Origin of the sequence: Paraburkholderia sp. GAS33 (assembly GCF_050436645.1) — a bacterium.
In the GTDB taxonomy this organism is placed as follows: Bacteria; Pseudomonadota; Gammaproteobacteria; order Burkholderiales; family Burkholderiaceae; genus Paraburkholderia; species Paraburkholderia phenazinium_B.
Window position 1 is genome coordinate 268,002 of record NZ_JBNDMP010000001.1, and the last position, 15,942, is coordinate 283,943.

Consider the following 15,942-nt stretch of genomic DNA (forward strand, 5'->3'; position numbering starts at 1 on the left):
CCCTCATGCTGGCAGCCGTCCTCCACGAACCGAAACTGATTCGCATCGACAAGCTCGACGCGCCCGAGCCCGCTGCGGGGCAAGTTCGCGTGCGGGTGCGCGCGGGCGGCATCTGCGGCTCAGACCTGTCGTACTACTTCAAGGGCAAGAGCGGCGATTTCGCAGTTCGCGAGCCGTTCGTGCTGGGGCATGAAGTTGCCGGCGAAGTGGATGCGCTCGGCGAAGGCGTGACGGGCCTTGCCGCCGGTCAGCGCGTTGCAGTGAATCCGGGCCTGGCGTGCGGCACCTGTCGATTCTGCGCGAAGGGTATGGCGAACCACTGTCTCAACATGCGCTTCATGGGCAGCGCCTCGACGTTTCCGCATACGCAAGGCATGTTCCGCCAGTACATCGTCGTCGCCACACGCCAATGCGTGCCGGTGCCGGATGGCGTCGATTTCGCGCAGGCCTCGATGGCCGAACCGCTCGCGGTCGCATTGCACGCGGTCCGGCAAGCGGGCTCGCTGGTTGGCGCGCAGGTGCTGCTGATCGGCTGCGGACCTATCGGCTGTATCCTGCTCACGGTGGCACGGCGCGCCGGCGCGCATCGTGTCGCGGCCGTGGATCTCTCGGACAAGGCGTTGCAGATCGCCGCTTCGCTTGGCGCGGACGAAACGGTCAATGCGATTGACGGCGCCACAATCAACAAGTGGGCCGAACAGCGCGGCCGTTTCGACGTGGTGATCGAAGCTTCGGGCAGTCCCGCCGGTCTCGATACCGCACTGCGTTCGGTACGTGCCGGCGGCACGGTAATCCAGGTGGGCAATCTGCCGGCCGGACAGTCGCCGGTGGCCGCTAATCTGGTGATGTCGAAGGAAATCCGCTACCAGGGATCATTTCGCTTTACCGACGAATATGCGGTGGCCGCCGCGGAAATCGCTTCGGGCAAGGTGGATCTGCGTCCGCTGATGACCCACGCATTCGCGCTGGAGGAAGCCAATCGTGCGTTCGAAGTTGCGCAAGACCGTTCGCAGTCGATGAAAGTCCATTTGCAGTTCGACTGATTTTCGCCCCGCAGGCGACAGGAAATCTGTCGCGCTCCGGCATGCCGTTCCAGAACGCTCATCGAAGAGGCGTCACGTAGGAGACATTTCATGATCAAGAGCCAGCGCTGGTTCGTCGTCGCACTGTTTTTCCTCGCGGGCGTCATCAACTACCTCGACCGTGCGGCTCTCTCGATTGCCGCGCCGCTGATCCAGAAAGACCTGAATTTTTCGCATGCGCAGATGGGCATCGTATTCAGCAGCTTCTTTATTGGCTATGCGTTGTTCAATTTCGTGGGTGGCCTGTTGTCCGATCGCATGGGTGCAAAACTCGTGTTCGGCACGGCGATGGGCGTGTGGTCGATCTTCTGCGGTGCGACTGCTCTGGCGAGCGGAATCGTTTCGCTGATCGTATTGCGTGTGCTGTTCGGCATGGGCGAAGGGCCTTTCAGTTCGACGAACAGCAAGATGGTGAACAACTGGTTTCCGCGCAAGGAAGTGGCGAGCGCGATCGGCGTGATCAGCTCGGGTACGCCGCTTGGAGGCGCGCTGGCCGGCCCCGTGGTGGGCTATATGGCGGTGCGCTTCGGCTGGCGCTGGGCGTTCGTGGCGATCATGCTGCTGGGCCTTGCGTGGTTGGTGCTGTGGGTGACCACGACGACGGAGCATCCGCAGGACCATCCCCGTATCGCTCGTGAGGAAGTCGAACTGATCGCGGCGGGGCAGGCCGACGAACACGCTATTTCGCACGATGCCGGCGGCGAGCGGGTCGGCCTTGGACATTTTCTGCGCCTGCCGGTGATTCTGGCCACTGCCTGCGCATTTTTCGCCTACAACTACGTGCTGTTCTTCTTCCTTTCGTGGTTTCCGACGTATCTCATCGAGGCGCACCATCTGAGCCTGCGCGACATGAGTTTCGCCACCGTCATTCCGTGGCTGCTCGGCAGCGTAGGCCTCGCGGCGGGCGGTTTTATTTCGGACGGCATTCTGCGGCTGACCGGCAAGCCCCTGCTGTCGCGCAAGCTCGTGCTTGGCGTGTGTCTTGGCGCGGCCGCGGTGTGCGTGGCGCTCGCAGGACGTGTTGCCAGCACACAGAGCGCGGTTGCCCTGATGTCGGTATCGATCTTCTTCCTGTACGCGACCGGTTCGGTCTACTGGGCCGTGATCCAGGACACGGTGCCGCGCGAGCATGTCGGCGGCGTGGGTGGCTTTGTGCATCTGCTGGCAAATCTGGCCGGCGTGATTGGTCCGGCAGTGACGGGCTTCATCGTGCAGGCGACGCATGGCGCATACGGTAGCGCGTTCGTCCTTGCCGGCACGATTGCCGTTCTCGGCGCACTCTGCTCAGTGGTGTGGATCCGCGAGCCGCGGCCTTCGGTATTGGTTAAACGTGCATGGTAGTATGGTGCGGCGCCTGCGGTCAGTATCCGGGGGCGCTGCTGTTGCGCACTGCCAGCTCTGCCGGTGCGCTGTTTAGTGTTCTCTCATTCCCTGCAGCCGTCCTGTCCGATGCCGATCAAGAACTCCCGCGCTGTCGCACCTTCGCTGCCCGTCGACGGCTTGCTGACATCTGTCCGTGGCCGCCGCCGCGTCGGTGCAGCGGTTGAGCCGCGTGCTGCGTTGCCCGATCTCACCGAAAACGTCTCGTTCGATTCCCACGAACCGATCAGCAGGCAGATTTTCCGCGCTTTGCGCGAGGCGATCTTCGCGGGTCAGATGGTGCCTGGCACGCCGCTATCGGAGAAGGAAGTATCGGAAATGTTCCAGGTGTCGCGCCAGCCGGTGCGCGAGGCCTTTATCAAGCTGGTGGAGACGGGCGTGCTGCAGGTGTTGCCACAGCGCGGTACGCTGGTGAAGAGGATTTCGCCGCGCAAGGTGCGCGAAGGGCGCTTCATTCGCGAGGCGATCGAAACCGCCGTGGTACGCAAGGCCGCAGTAGCGATTACCGACGAGCAGTTGCAGGCGCTGGCCGACAATCTGCGAGACCAGAAACTCGCGGCGAAATCGAACGATACGGCCGCGTTTCTGGTGCTCGACGAAGCGTTTCACTACGGCATCGCGCAGGCCATCGACTGCACGGCCGCATGGGAAGCGATCCAGGATATCAAGGCGCAGATGGACCGCGTGCGTTACCTGAGCCTTCCTGATGTTTCGCCGCTCGATCTGCTGATCCGCCAGCACGCGAAGATTCTCGCGGCGCTCAAGGCCCACGACGCCGGCGCGGCGGAGGATGCAATGCGCCGGCATCTGCGCGAGATTCTGGTGTCGCTCGGTCCGATCGCCGCGCGCAATCCCGACTGGTTCGATGCAGACGAGCCCGAGCGTGTGCCGCTATCGGTATGATGCCGGCCCGGGAATCCTGTTGTGAAGCGTCACAACCGGCGATTGCAGAGCCCACACCCCGCTTACACGATCCGCGCCCCCTCGCGATAGGTGGCGCGGGGCACCGGCAATGTATCGAGCATCGTCACCCGTACGAAGTCCGCCCGTAGACCCGGCGCGATCGCACCGCGGTCGTGCAGCCCCGCCGTGCGCGCAGGCTCGGCCGACACGGTCGCCATGGCGCGCGGCAGCGTCCAGCCGGCCTTGGCCACCAGGTCGAAGACGGCAGTGAGCAGGCTCGACGGCACGTAATCGGACGACAGGATGTCGAGCAGATCCGCCTTGGCGAGTTCCAGCGCGGACACGTTGCCCGAATGCGAACCGCCACGCACGATGTTCGGCGCGCCCATGATAGTGGAGATACGGTACTCCCGTGCGGTTTCGGCGGCGATGCGGGTGGTCGGGAATTCCGCCAGCACGATGCCTTCGGCTGCGGCCTGTGCGACGTGCTCGACGAGCGTGTCGTCATGGCTCGCTACCGGCACACCGAGGGTTTTGCAGCGCGCGACGATCTCGCGGCGGTGCGCATCCGCATAACGCTCCTGCTCGTCAGCCAGTTCGGCCAACGCGGTTGTCACATGCTCGTCGGTGAGCTTGCCATTGCGTTCCTGGAAGCGGCGCCATTGCTCGCGGTCGTGCCACTGCCGCTGGCCCGGCGTGTGATCCATCACGGAAGCAAGGCGCAGCAATGGATGCTTGCACAACGAATCGAACACTTCGACCACGTCGGCGGTGGCAATCTCGCAACGCAGATGCAAAAAGTGCTCGGCACGCAGCAGATTCTTTTCATGGAAGCGCGTGAGGGCCCGCGCGCATTTCGTTTGCAGATCGCGGCCACGGATGCCGGCATTCGCGCGTGTGCCGATGGCGAGCGCGTCGAATACGGTGGTGATGCCCGCGGCGGCTACTTGTGCATCGTGGATCACGAAGGCCGCATCTGTATTCCATTCCACGCCCGGACGCGGCACGAGATGTTTCTCGAGATTGTCCGTATGCAGTTCGATCAGACCCGGCAGCAGGAAATCGCCGTCCCAGTCTTCTGCTTCGCGTGCCGAGGTGGTGCCGCGTTCGACGTCGTGGATCTTGCCGTCTTCGATGCGCACCACACCGGTGAATACTTCGTCTCGCGTCACGATGCGAGCGTTCCTGATCAACATCGACATGCTCCGTAGTCAGTCTGCTGGTTTCACTGCTCAGTGTAGCGCCGCTTGATGACGCAGCGGTGGCTGAAGTTCGAGGCGGCGTGTCGCCACCTTCGCGCGCGTGTCTTCATCGTGAAAGATACCGACAATGGCCGCGCCGCGCTCGCGCGCTTCGATGACCAGATCGGCGACCACGTCGCGATTCCCGGCATCGAGCGAAGCCGTGGGCTCGTCGAGCAGCAGCAACGGATGACCGGCGATCAGGCCGCGCGCAATGTTCACGCGTTGCTGCTCGCCGCCGGAAAACGTGGCGGGCGCGAGCGACCACAGCCGTTCGGGCACGTTCAGACGCGTCAGCAGCGCGGCGGCTCGCTCGAGCGCTTCTTCTTCCGCCACGCCTCGCGACACCAGCGGTTCGGCAACGAGCGTGAGCGTGGTGACGCGCGGAATGACCCGCAGAAACTGGCTCACATAGCCGACCACGTTGCGCCGCAAACGCAACACGTCATGCGGTTCGGCGCCGGTAAGGGCGACGTGCTGCGCCTCGTCTGCATCCGAGCGGATCGCAATGGAGCCTGAACTCGCCAGATAGTTGCCATACAGGCAGCGCAGCAGCGTGCTCTTGCCGATGCCAGACGGCCCGACCAGCACGACGCATTCGCCCTGCTCGACGTCCAGCGAGACGCCCGCGAGCGCATCGATCTGCACACCGCCCTGGGCATGCAGCGTGAAGGTCTTGCGGATATCGACGGCGCGCAACATCAGCGCTGGGTTGTCGATGAAAGCGCGTTCAGACGCGCGTGATTCGATGGATGACATCGTGAACCTCAAACCGGCAGGACGGAAGAAACCAGCGTTTGCGTGTATGGGTGTTGCGGATCGTCGAGCACCTGATCGGTCAAACCCGATTCGACCACTTCACCACCTTGCATGACCATCAAACGATGCGCGAGCAGACGCGCCACGCCGATATCGTGCGTGACGATCAGCACCGACAGATGCAGCGTGCTGGTGAGTGTGCGCAACAGGTCGAGCAGACGCGCCTGCACGGAGACGTCGAGACCGGCGGTGGGTTCGTCCATGAACACGAGGCGCGGCCCGGTGACGAGATTGCGCGCGATCTGCAGACGCTGCTGCATGCCGCCGGAAAACGCGGCGGGAAATTCGTCGATGCGCGTTGCGTCGAGTTCCACGCGCTCCATCCATTGCGTCGCGGTAGCGCGAATCTGCCCGTAGTGGCGCGCGCCGACCGCCATCAGCGGCTCGCCTATATTGGCGCCCGCGGATACGCCGCTGCGCAGGCCGTCGCGCGGATTTTGCTGGACGAAGCCCCATTCGGTGCGCATCAGCAAACGCCGGCGCGGCTCGGACATGGCCAGCAAGTCGAGCTTTTCGCCGTGCGTGGCGTGATAGTGCAGCGTGCCGCTATCGGCCTCGGTTCGCAGCGCCAGCGTGTTCAGCAAGGTCGTTTTGCCCGAACCCGATTCGCCGACAATACACAGCACCTCGCCTGGATACAGATCGAAGCTCACGTTCCTGCAGCCGTTACGGCCGCCGTATTGCCTGGTGATGGCGCGGGCGCTCATCAGCGGTGTGAGGCGTGCGGTCATGCGGATTCTCCTTCGGCGTGCTTGACGAGCGCGCCTGGCGCGTCGCTTTCGCCCGCGTCGCCGGTCTGCTGTTCGCGCCGGTCGTGGCAGTAGTCGCTATCCGAGCACACGAACATGCGGGTGCCCTGATCGTCCACGATCATCTCGTCGAGAAAGCTTTCTCTCGATCCGCACAGCGCGCACGCATGCTCCCAGTGCTGGATTTCGAACGGATGGTCATCGAAGTCGAGACTGCGCACTCGCGTGTACGGCGGAATGGCATGGATGCGCCGCTCGCGGCCCGCGCCGAACAGTTGCAGCGCGGCGTTCATGTGCATCTTCGGATTGTCGAACTTCGGGATCGGCGAGGGCGACGTCAGATAGCGCTCGTTGACGATCACCGGATAGTCGTAGGTCGTAGCGATTCCACCGTGATGCACGATGTCTTCATAGAGCTTCACGCTGATCAGACCGTAGTCGGCCAGCGCATGCAGCTTCTTGGTTTCGGCGGTGCGCGGCTCAAGCCGGTACAACGGCTCGGGCATCGGCACCTGATAGACGAGAATCTGCTTGTCGGTCAGCGGTGTTTCGGGAATGCGGTGACGGGTCTGCACAATCGTCGCTTCCGACGTGCGGCGCGTGGTCTTTACACCGGTAGTGCGCGCAAAAAAGCGGCGGATATTGACCGCGTTGGTGGTCTCATCCGAACCTTGGTCGATCACCTTGAGCGTGTCGTCGCGGCCAATGATCGCAGCGGTCACCTGGATCCCGCCCGTGCCCCAACCAAAAGGCAACGGCATTTCGCGCGAAGCGAACGGTACCTGATAGCCAGGTACCGCGACGGCCTTCAGGAGCGAACGGCGGATCATCCGCTTGGTCTGCTCGTCGAGATAGGCGAAGTTGTAGCCTTCGGCCGCGCGGTCGTATGGCGCGCCGCCGGTAAGTTGTGGATCGGGCGCGTTCATGCGGCTTGCTCCTGATGATCGTGGCCGTTGGCGGGTTGCAGCGTCTGCGGCGTTTCTGCAGGTTCTGCTGCTGATTTCGCCTGCGTCGCTTCTGTAGCCGGTTCCGCTTCCGCAACTTGTGCCGCATGTTGCGCACGCAAACGGCGCACGAGTTCGAGTTCGGCCTGGAAGTCGACGTAGTGAGGCAGCTTCAGATGCTGGACGAAGCCAGAGGCTTCGACGTTATCGCTATGCGACAGCATGAATTCGATATCCTGGGTCGGCGATGCGAGCGTTTCGCCCAGCTCTTCGGCACGCAACGCACGGTCCACCAGCGCCATGGCCATCGCCTTGCGCTCCGAGTGACCGAAGGCGAGACCGTAGCCCTGCGTGAAGGTGGGCGGAACCTCGAGGCTGCCGGCGAACTGGTTGATCATCTGACATTCGGTAATGTCGATCTCGCCAATCTCGACGGCTTCGCCCAGTTCATCGAGTTCCATCTCGACGCTGACCGAGCCGAAACGGATTTCGCCCGCGAACGGATGCGAGTTTGCGTAACCGCGCTGCGTCGCATAACCCATAGCCAGCAGGAAGCCTTCGTCGCCGCGCGCGAGATTCTGCAAACGTGTTGCACGGTCTGCCGGAAACGAGAGCGGCTCACGTGTCAGATCGCCGGGCTCCGCTGAGCCGGGTGCGGGTTTTTCCTGTTCGATCAGGCCTTCCTTGTTGAGCAGGGAGACGACCCGGGGCATCGATTCGGGCCCGGTGTCGCCGAGCGCTGCACGCTGAGCGGCGGCCGTGGCAGCAGCGCTGTGTAAAGCGTCATCAGTATTTCCACCGTTTGCCTGTTCGTCAGCCATCAACGAGAAATCGAGCAGACGCTGCGTGTAATCGTAAGTAGCGCCGAGCAACTGCCCACCCGGCAGATCCTTGAAGGTCGCCGAAATGCGACGCTCGACCACCATCGCTTCGCTGTCGAGCGGCTGCGTATATCCGAAGCGCGGCAACGTCGTGCGATACGCTCGCAGCAGAAAGATCGCTTCCACGAGATCGCCGGCGGCCTGCTTGATGGCGAGTGCCGCGAGATCTTCGTCGTACACCGAACCTTCGGTCATCACACGGGCCACCGAGAGCCGCAACTGTTCGCGGATCTGCCCGACGCCCAATTCGGCGAGCCGCGTATCGCCGCGGCGCGACTTGTCGAGCAGACGCCACGATGCTTCGATCGCGCGTTCTCCACCTTTGACGGCAACGTACATCAGTTCACCTTTGCATGAGTTGTGCGCGGCAGACCGATCAGCGTGTTGCCGCAGACGAGGTAGCAATCGATGCCGCACGGAAACAGCGGCGCGAGGCTGGCGCGCTCGCGCCAGAAATGTTCGGGCAGCCCGAGCGGCGCGATGGTGGCCGTGCGTTCGATGCCAGGGCCGCTCAGCACGACGCTGGGTCCACCGGTCAGCGCATCGACGCGGATCAGCAAGGTCACCGATTGCTCCGGCGTTTCCGCCGCACCGAGCGAGAAGTGTTCGAGTTCCGGCAACAGCGCAGCGTCATGGATATACGCAAACGCAGCGTCGTGCACATCGTCGACGAGCGGTGCGCCGGTATGAAAGCGCAATGCCGAGGCCAGCGCGGCGTCCGGTTGCGCGAGCCATACGGGTGTCGAGTAATCGCACAGTGTCAGAAGCGCTGCTAAAGCAGCCAGTTCGGCGCGCGAGCGGTGTGTGCCGGATGCCTGTGATGCGGGCAGCACGTTCTCTACGACACCCACCGTGCCCGGCCGCGATAGCGCATCGAGCAGCGTGCGGAACACCGCCTGGGTGTCGTGCACCGGATCCACAAAACCAGGGGCAAGGGTGGAGAGGGCAATCTGTGAGGAGTTCATCGCGTTTTTTGTCAGGTTGTCCATCAGTCGCCCCGCACCATGGTGAAGAATTCGACGCGTGTCGACGCGGCTTCGTCTCGCCGTGCCGCGCGCTTTTCGGCGAGCTGCGCGGCGAGCGGTTCGATCAGTTGGCCATGCAGCCGCGCGTGCTGCTCAGGTAATTGCAGTAGCGCATCGGCCAGCGCAGCGAGTTCGGCGCGACGCCGGTCGCGGCCCAGATGACAGGCCACGCCCACCGGCGCCTGCTCGGCCGGGCTGCGCAAGCGCAGCGTGGCGCGGGTGACGGTGGCTTCGCCGAGATTGAAGGCGTCGCCGCTGCCGCCGACGCGGCCGCGCACCATGGCGAGACCGGTTTCGGGCGGCCGTAGCCAGTCGAATTCCGGCGGACTCGCGCCGTCCAGCGCGTGGCTCAGTGCGGCTTCAAGTTCGGCGCGCGGCGTATGGGCAAGCACGGCCATCCATGCGCGCCGCATGGCGGAGGAGGGCGTGGCGGAAGAGGCGCTCATCGAGGTTCCTGTTGGTCCGGCGAGTAGACATTTGACCATCTATTCGTCTAAACGTCTAGACGTTTAGAGGTAAGATAGTTGTGCTTGCAGGACGCTCGTGTTTTCATATTTCCATCACGGCTTGCGCACTACAATGCACGTCACAATGAATATTTGAACTGAAGGGAATGACAGCACCATGACATCGAACGACACCGCTACGCCGGGCAAACAGCTCGAACGGGGCGCGGGCGTTGCCGTGTGGCGGCAGATCGAGCAGATCCTCGCGGCCGAGATCGCGGCCAGTGGTTTCGGCGCGGAAGGGCGCCTGCCGAGCGAAGGCGAGCTTGCCAAACGCTTTGACGTCAACCGTCACACGGTGCGCCGCGCCATGCTCGGGCTGGCCGCACTTGGCCTCGTGAGCGTGGAGCAGGGGCGCGGCACCTTTGTGCAGCCCGGCGCGATCGACTATACGATCGGCCGCCGTACACGCTTCACCGAGAACCTGCGCCAGCAGCATCACGCGGCGGCCGGCGCCATGTTGTCGGCGGCCCGGGCGAAGGCCGAACCGAACGTCGCGAAGGCGCTCGGCTTGCGCGCCGGCGCGGCGGTCTACCGGATCGAGTCGATGCACGAGTCGGACGGCGTGCCGCTGACCTTCGCACGCAGCTGGTATCCGGCTGCGCGTTTCGCGGATCTCCCCGACGTGCTTGAACGCACCGGAGGTATCACAAAGGCGCTGGCCGAGTTCGGCGTAACCGACTATTTGCGTAAGTGGAGCCGCATCGGCAGCGTGCTGCCCGAGCCGGAAGTCGCGCGACGGCTGAATATCAACCGGCAGCAGCCGGTGTTGTGGGTCGAGAACGTCGACGTCGACGTGGAAGGTACGCCGATCAAATATGGCGTGACGCATTTCGCGGCGGACCGCGTGCAACTGCTGGTGGAAAACGACGTATGAGCGACGCGGCGTGGAAGGCGAACGAAGCGTTCGAATGGTCTGGGCAGGCGCGTTTCGCGGTGTATTACGCGCCGTCGCGCGATTCCGCGTGGTGGTTGGCTGGTTCCGAATGGCTCGGCGGCGATGTGGAGAGCGGTGTTCCTTACACGCCGCCGCAACCGGCGGCGCTCACGCGCAGCGTCAGCGAGCTGACGAAAGCGCCACGCCGCTACGGCTGGCATGGCACGCTGGTCGCTCCCTTTCGACTTGCTGACGGTGTCACGCCGCGTGGGGTACTCGATGATGCGCGTCGTTGGGCGCAACAGCAAAAGCGCTTTGTCTTGCCGGTGGAAGCCGCCACGCTTGGCGATTTTGTCGCGCTGCGGCCGGCTGAGCCCATCGGCGAAGCCAGCATGCGCGAGTTGGCCTCGAGCGCTCTGCGTACGCTCGACGGTTTGCGCGCCAAGCCTTCCGCTGCGGATCTGGCGCGCCGTCTCACTACGCCGCTGACCGATCGCCAGCGCGATCTGCTCGTCGAATGGGGCTATCCATACGTGTTCGACGAGTTCCGTTTTCACATGACGTTGTCCAGTTCGCTCGAAGCCGCGCACGAACGCGCGGCGCTCGTCGCGTGGTGGCATGACAGGATTGCTGCGCTAGGTCCGCTGATGGTCGACAGTGCGGCGCTGTTCGTCGAACCGGCGCCGGGCGAACCCTTCGTGCTATGGCAGCGTCTGCCGTTTCAGACTGAGGGAGTAGAGCAACAGTGAATGGCCGTCTGATCTATGTGATGGGCCCGTCCGGCGCCGGCAAGGATTCGCTGCTGGGCTTCGCCCGCAAGCGTGTTGTAGGGGAGCCCATCCTGTTTGCACATCGATACATTACGCGGGCCAGCGGCAACGGCGAGGATCACGTCGAGCTGACCCTGGAGGAGTTCGAAGTACGCTCCGCCCTTGGCCTTTTTGCGCTCGAATGGTCGAGCCATGGGCTGCGTTACGGCATCGGCATTGAGCTCGACGCGTGGCTCGAGCAGGGTTGCACCGTGGTCATCAATGGTTCGCGCCAGCATTTGCAGCAAACGCTCGAGCGTTATCCATCGGTCGACGTGGTTCATATCGACGCTGCGCCTCACGTGCTTGAAGCACGTCTCGGCGCACGGGCACGCGAAAGCGCGCAACAGGTCGCGGCACGTCTCGCGCGGCGGGCGCCATTTTCCTTGCCGGATGGCGTGCACATGACCACGATCGACAACTCCGGCGCGCTCGAAGACGCCGGCCACGCCTTCGTCGAAGTAGTACGCGGCGCTGTCGCCTTCGGACTTTGATTCCGCAGCAAGGGCATACTATCGTCGTCGTCAGTTCGCCGTATTGATTGCGGCGCTAAAACCATTTGGAGTCCACGATGAGCGAAGCATCCCATCCCGCCGGCCAGTTCACTGAAGTCGAACATCTCGCGCCTGTTGCCGAGAGCCTGCGGGAAATCCGCCACCACATTCATCATCATCCGGAGCTGGCCTACGAAGAGGTCGCGACGGCTGAGCTGGTGGCCGGCAAGCTCGAACAATGGGGCTGGCAAGTGACGCGTGGGGTGGGGCGCACGGGTGTGGTCGGCACGCTCAAGGCGGGCGGCGGCAAGCGCAGCATCGGCATTCGCGCTGATATGGACGCGCTGCCGATCGTCGAAGAGACCGGCCTGGCATACGCGAGCGGTAACCACGGCAAGATGCATGCGTGCGGCCATGACGGTCACACCACCATGCTGCTCGGCGCCGCGGAGCATCTGGCGAAGACGCGGCGGTTCTCGGGCACGGTACACGTATATTTCCAGCCGGCTGAAGAAAGCGGGATCGACAGCGGTGCGAAGAAGATGATCGAAGACGGTCTGTTCGAACGCTTTCCCTGCGATGCGGTGTTTGGCATGCACAACCATCCGGGCGCGGAACCGGGTGTATTGCTGTTTCGCAAGGGGCCGTTCATGTCTGCGGGCGACAAGCCCATCATCACCATTGAAGGCGTTGGCGGGCATGCCGCGCGTCCACACATGACGGTGGATCCCGTGGTCGTAGCGGCCAGCATCGTGATGGCCTTGCAGACCATCGTGGCGCGCAACGTCGACCCGTCGCAGGCCGCCGTTGTAACGGTTGGCTCGATGCATGCGGGCACCGCAAATAACGTGATCTCCAGTACAGCCAGGCTGGAGTTGAGCGTGCGTTCGTTCAATCCGGAAGTGCGCGCGCTATTGAAAAAGCGCATCACCGAGCTGGCCGAGAGCCAGGCGGAAAGTTATGGCGCGAAGGCGGTGGTGGAGTACATCGAAGGCTATCCGGTGGTAGTAAATTCGGATACCGAAACGGACTTCGCCATTGAAGTGGCGCGCGAACTGGTGGGCGACGACAAGGTGGTCGCACAGACCGACATGCTGATGGGCAGCGAAGACTTTGCGTTCATGCTGCAAAAGCGGCCGGGCACGTTTCTGCGCATTGGCAACGGCGTGGGCGAGGACGGCTGCATGGTGCACAACCCGCACTACGATTTCAACGACCGCAACCTGACAGTGGGTGCGGCGTACTGGACGCGGCTCGTCGAGCGCTATCTGGGCCAGTGAGCGAGTCGTTGGATACCCTGACTTTAACGCTGCGGGACACGGCAGATAAAGCGGTGGATAGGGTAGTGGACTGAGGCGAGCGCGGGTGAGAACACAGCGGGTGCGACCACCTACCCGCGCCGCGCCACCAGGTCCGACACGTTTTGCGCCGCCTGCTGCAGCGGCTCCAGAAAAGCCTTCACCATCTGCTTGGCGGAATTACGCTGTGCATTGCCGCTGATGTTCATCGCCGCGATCACGCGCCCTTGCCGGTTGCGGATCGGTGCGGACAACGAAATCAAGCCGCCTTCCAGTTCCTGATCTACGATCGCCCACCCCTGACGGCGCACCTGGGCGATGATCTTTTTCAACTCTTCCTTGTCGGTGACCGTGCGCGCCGTGTGAGCGTACAAAGGCGTGGAGCCGAGCGTGGCGTCGAGCGCTTCGTCGTCGAGCGCAGCCAGCAGCACGCGGCCCATGGACGTGCAATACGCCGGCAGGCGGCTGCCGATCGACAGGTTGATCGTCATGATCTTGTGGGTGGGCACGCGCAGCACATAGACGATCTCGGTGCGATCGAGCACCGCCGCCGAACAGCTTTCGTGGACCTGCGCCGAAAGCTCTTCCATCACCGGTTCGGCCAGATTCCAGAACGGCATCGACGTCAGATAGGCGAAGCCGAGGTCGAGAATCTTCGGCGTCAGGCGGAACAGGCGCCCCTCGGTTTCGACATAGCCGAGCGTCTGCAGCGTCAGCAGAATGCGTCGTGCTCCTGCTCGGGTGAGACCGGCCGCGGCAGCAACATCGGTTAGCGTCTGCTCCGGCCGTTCCGCGTTGAAGGCGCGAATCACCGCGAGACCGCGTGCGAACGACTGCACGTAGGAATCGCCCGGTCTGTCCGGAGCGTCCGCCGCGTCGGGGGCGCTGGACGGATCGGCAGGAGACGCTTGGGGGGCTTTGCTCATGGGCCTCTTCAGGAATGCATGGGGTAACGGATGGGCACGCCGCTGGCCTGCGCAGCGAAGTTGGGCCAACGGTGCGTTGCCCGGCCGCGCGCAGGCGCAGAAAGCCGTGAAGATAGCTTATGCCCTGCGTTTCGCCAACCTCGCCGATTTTGTTTCCTGGCGGAGCTGAGCCGAATGCGGCGTATCGACGGGCGATTTGCACAAGGCGGATTATCGGGCGGGGCTGGTGATCCGCCCAGGGTTTTCGCGGATGCAGCCGATGGCATAAATTTGTATGATGACCCGATAACATGATCAATCGGGACTCGCATGTTCGAGAAGATTCCCGCCCGTGCCCTCAGCGACACGGTCGCGCAGCAACTGCTCAAGCAGATCGATAAAGGCACCTTCGCGCGCGGCGGCAAGCTTCCAACGGAAGCCGTGCTGGCCGGGCAGTTCGGTGTGAGCCGCACGGTGATTCGCGAAGCGATCTCGCGCCTGAAGAACGAGGGTGTGGTGGAGCCGCGTCAGGGCAGCGGGGTCTTCATCGCGGCACACGGCGCGATCCGGCCGCTGCGCATCGACTACGCGGAAGCGGTCGAGGCTGGCTCGGTGTTGCAGATTCTCGCGTTGCGCCGGGCGATCGAAGCCGAGGTCGCCTCCGAAGCCGCGATGCGACGCAGCGACGCCGACATGATGTCGATTGACGCCGCGCTGGCGAAGATCGATGAGGCGGCGGCCGAGGGCCAGGACGGCGTTGCCGAGGACGTGGCCTTTCATCGCGCAATCGCCGTGGCCACCGGAAATCCCTATTTCCTCAAGACGCTCGCGTTTCTGAATCAATACCTGGAAGCTGGGACCGTCGTCACGCGCCGCAACGAGTCGTTGCGCGAAGACTTTTCGCGCCAGGTGCGCGATGAACACGCGGCGATTGTCGCCGCGATTCGCGCAGGCGATCCGATGGAAGCGCGCAACGCTGCCCGCACGCATATGTACAACGCAGCCCGCCGTCTCGCGGAGGCTGGCATTTGCTGAGCCTTGAGCATTGATGCTCGAGACGCGAGCGCGCAGCGGTACATGCCGTTGGCGCGGCCACGTCGAACCATACGAATTTCACTCGGAGTAGAGCATGTCCAGAAACGTTGGAGTCATCGGCCTCGGTGCAATGGGATTGGGCGTTGCCCGCTCGTTGCTGCGGGCAGGTTTTCGGGTGCACGCGTGCGATCTGCGCAGTGCCGTGCTGGAGAGTTTCGCTGCGGATGGCGGCGTCGCCTGTGCAAACCCTGCTGAACTGGGGGGGCAGTGCGAGGTGGTGATTACGCTGGTGGTCAACGCGGCGCAAACCGAAGCGGTGTTGTTCGGTGAGCACGGCGCGGTGGCCAGCATGAAGCCTGGCAGCGTAGTGATTGCGAGCGCAACGGTTTCCCCTGACTTCGCCCTTGACCTCGGCAAGCGTGTCGAGGCCGCCGGTCTGCAGATGCTCGACGCGCCCGTCTCGGGCGGCGCAGCGCGAGCCGCGTCCGGCGAGATGACGATGATGACTTCGGGACCTGCTGCGGCCTACGCCGCCTGCGAAGACGTGCTAACAGGGATGGCCGGCAAGGTTTACCGGCTGGGTTCCGTGCATGGGCTTGGCTCGAAAGTGAAGATCATCAACCAGTTGCTCGCGGGGGTGCATATTGCCGCCGCCGCGGAAGCGATGGCGCTTGGCTTGCGCGAAGGCGTCGACGCCGACTCGCTGTACGACGTGATTACGCATAGCGCCGGCAATTCGTGGATGTTCGAAAACCGCGTGCCGCACATCCTCAAGGGCGATTACACGCCGCTCTCCGCAGTCGATATTTTCGTCAAGGACCTCGGGCTTGTGCTGGATACCGCGCGCCGTTCGAAATTTCCGCTGCCGCTCTCGGCTGCGGCACATCAGATGTTCATGATGGCTTCGTCGGCGGGGCACGGCGGCGAGGACGACTCGGCGGTGATCAAGATTTTCCCCGGCATCGAGGTGCCGGCGGCGAAGTCGTAGCAGGAG

At 63.6% G+C, this 15,942-nt stretch carries 17 protein-coding genes; 9 read left to right on the top strand and 8 right to left on the bottom strand.

The genetic code is table 11. The features are described from left to right. Nucleotides 1-5: 5 nt before the first annotated feature. The 3 genes from P3T24_RS01225 (at nt 6) to P3T24_RS01235 (ending at nt 3,365) form a co-directional block, all read left to right on the top strand. Entirely contained in the window at nt 6-1,043 is a 1,038-nt protein-coding gene (locus tag P3T24_RS01225) for an L-idonate 5-dehydrogenase (RefSeq protein ID WP_429431692.1), read from the top strand. Nucleotides 1,044-1,133: 90 nt separating this feature from the next. Further along, nucleotides 1,134-2,423 carry an MFS transporter gene (locus P3T24_RS01230; RefSeq protein WP_429431695.1) on the top strand — a complete coding sequence of 430 codons (1,290 nt, stop codon included), beginning with the start codon at nt 1,134-1,136 and terminating at the stop codon, nt 2,421-2,423. 75 nt (nt 2,424-2,498) lie between these two features. Continuing rightward, on the top strand, nt 2,499-3,365 hold the full coding sequence (locus tag P3T24_RS01235; RefSeq protein ID WP_429431698.1) for a GntR family transcriptional regulator: 867 nt from the start codon (nt 2,499-2,501) through the stop codon (nt 3,363-3,365). A gap of 62 nt (nt 3,366-3,427) precedes the next feature. On the opposite strand, the gene P3T24_RS01240 is transcribed toward P3T24_RS01235, so the two are convergent. From P3T24_RS01240 to phnG, 7 genes are read right to left on the bottom strand one after another with little or no spacing between them, the layout of a single operon-like run. After that, a complete protein-coding gene (locus P3T24_RS01240; RefSeq protein WP_429431701.1) occupies nt 3,428-4,561 on the bottom strand; it encodes an alpha-D-ribose 1-methylphosphonate 5-triphosphate diphosphatase in 1,134 nt (377 codons plus the stop codon). A 36-nt stretch (nt 4,562-4,597) separates the two neighbouring features. After that, nucleotides 4,598-5,365: a phosphonate C-P lyase system protein PhnL gene (phnL, locus tag P3T24_RS01245; protein ID WP_429408175.1), complete on the bottom strand. Its 768-nt coding sequence runs from the start codon at nt 5,363-5,365 to the stop codon at nt 4,598-4,600. A gap of 8 nt (nt 5,366-5,373) precedes the next feature. Beyond that, nucleotides 5,374-6,156, bottom strand: coding sequence for a phosphonate C-P lyase system protein PhnK (gene phnK / locus P3T24_RS01250; RefSeq protein ID WP_074269079.1), 783 nt, complete (start codon nt 6,154-6,156; stop codon nt 5,374-5,376). Then, nucleotides 6,153-7,100, bottom strand: coding sequence for an alpha-D-ribose 1-methylphosphonate 5-phosphate C-P-lyase PhnJ (locus tag P3T24_RS01255; RefSeq protein ID WP_429431704.1), 948 nt, complete (start codon nt 7,098-7,100; stop codon nt 6,153-6,155). Before P3T24_RS01255 ends, phnK begins: the two co-directional genes overlap by 4 nt. Further along, a complete protein-coding gene (locus tag P3T24_RS01260; protein ID WP_429431706.1) occupies nt 7,097-8,338 on the bottom strand; it encodes a carbon-phosphorus lyase complex subunit PhnI in 1,242 nt (413 codons plus the stop codon). The genes P3T24_RS01255 and P3T24_RS01260 overlap by 4 nt, the downstream gene beginning before the upstream one ends. After that, the gene (phnH, locus tag P3T24_RS01265) at nt 8,338-8,964 is read right to left on the bottom strand and encodes a phosphonate C-P lyase system protein PhnH (RefSeq protein ID WP_074269515.1); all 627 of its coding nucleotides are present in this window, start codon (nt 8,962-8,964) and stop codon (nt 8,338-8,340) included. Before phnH ends, P3T24_RS01260 begins: the two co-directional genes overlap by 1 nt. Before the next feature lie 23 nt (nt 8,965-8,987). Then, complete coding sequence (phnG, locus tag P3T24_RS01270) at nt 8,988-9,470, bottom strand: phosphonate C-P lyase system protein PhnG (RefSeq protein ID WP_429408171.1); 483 nt, start codon at nt 9,468-9,470, stop codon at nt 8,988-8,990. 178 nt (nt 9,471-9,648) lie between these two features. On the opposite strand from phnG, the gene phnF reads away from it, so the two are divergent. The 4 genes from phnF to P3T24_RS01290 all read left to right on the top strand — a co-directional run bounded on the left by phnF (nt 9,649) and on the right by P3T24_RS01290 (nt 12,990). Continuing rightward, nucleotides 9,649-10,407: a phosphonate metabolism transcriptional regulator PhnF gene (phnF, locus tag P3T24_RS01275; RefSeq protein ID WP_074269076.1), complete on the top strand. Its 759-nt coding sequence runs from the start codon at nt 9,649-9,651 to the stop codon at nt 10,405-10,407. After that, nucleotides 10,404-11,156: a DUF1045 domain-containing protein gene (locus P3T24_RS01280; protein WP_429431709.1), complete on the top strand. Its 753-nt coding sequence runs from the start codon at nt 10,404-10,406 to the stop codon at nt 11,154-11,156. Before phnF ends, P3T24_RS01280 begins: the two co-directional genes overlap by 4 nt. Further along, a complete protein-coding gene (phnN, locus tag P3T24_RS01285; protein ID WP_429285956.1) occupies nt 11,153-11,710 on the top strand; it encodes a phosphonate metabolism protein/1,5-bisphosphokinase (PRPP-forming) PhnN in 558 nt (185 codons plus the stop codon). Before P3T24_RS01280 ends, phnN begins: the two co-directional genes overlap by 4 nt. Nucleotides 11,711-11,787: 77 nt before the next feature. Continuing rightward, nucleotides 11,788-12,990, top strand: a complete 1,203-nt coding sequence (locus tag P3T24_RS01290; RefSeq protein WP_429431712.1) for a M20 aminoacylase family protein — start codon at nt 11,788-11,790, stop codon at nt 12,988-12,990. 110 nt (nt 12,991-13,100) lie between these two features. On the opposite strand, the gene P3T24_RS01295 is transcribed toward P3T24_RS01290, so the two are convergent. Next, the gene (locus P3T24_RS01295) at nt 13,101-13,934 is read right to left on the bottom strand and encodes an IclR family transcriptional regulator (protein WP_429408165.1); all 834 of its coding nucleotides are present in this window, start codon (nt 13,932-13,934) and stop codon (nt 13,101-13,103) included. Between the two features lie 309 nt (nt 13,935-14,243). Here P3T24_RS01295 and P3T24_RS01300 point away from each other — a divergent pair, with 309 nt between their 5' ends. After that, nucleotides 14,244-14,948 carry a FadR/GntR family transcriptional regulator gene (locus P3T24_RS01300; RefSeq protein WP_429408162.1) on the top strand — a complete coding sequence of 235 codons (705 nt, stop codon included), beginning with the start codon at nt 14,244-14,246 and terminating at the stop codon, nt 14,946-14,948. Between the two features lie 94 nt (nt 14,949-15,042). Next, a complete protein-coding gene (ltnD, locus tag P3T24_RS01305) occupies nt 15,043-15,936 on the top strand; it encodes an L-threonate dehydrogenase (protein WP_429431714.1) in 894 nt (297 codons plus the stop codon). Nucleotides 15,937-15,942 lie beyond the last annotated feature (6 nt).